The organism is Flavobacterium potami, assembly GCF_020026915.1.
Classification (GTDB): Bacteria; Bacteroidota; Bacteroidia; order Flavobacteriales; family Flavobacteriaceae; genus Flavobacterium; species Flavobacterium potami.
This window is the reverse complement of record NZ_JAINUY010000098.1, coordinates 1-279: the sequence shown is the minus strand read 5'-3', so window position 1 is coordinate 279 and position 279 is coordinate 1. Positions and strand designations below refer to the sequence as shown.

Here is a 279-nt window from a genome sequence, read left to right as displayed (position 1 = left end):
ATGGACTTAAACCTCGCCGCGCACTTGTTGGCGTTGACAAAATTGGGTCTTTCAGTCAGAATAGAAGGGTTGGCTCATGATGCTACTTATATTGGTAAAGCCACTCGCATTTATCATGACTTGTTGTTTGGTGCCGCAAGAGGACATGATCCTGAGCGCAACTGCTTTGCTACACTAATTGACGGGTTGGAGCAGCTGAGCATTCAGGGGACCACCAAAGGACATCTACACCGCGGCGTTTGATTCGGCACCAAGGAACTCTGGGGACGGTTCTAAAAG

Annotated in this window: 1 protein-coding gene; it reads left to right on the top strand. The window is 49.1% G+C overall.

Features of this window, described 5'->3' with window-relative positions:
* On the top strand, positions 1-243 hold a 243-nt coding region (locus tag K6T82_RS24415; RefSeq protein ID WP_223711667.1), incomplete at its 5' end, for a U32 family peptidase.
* Between the last annotated feature and the right edge of the window lie 36 nt (positions 244-279).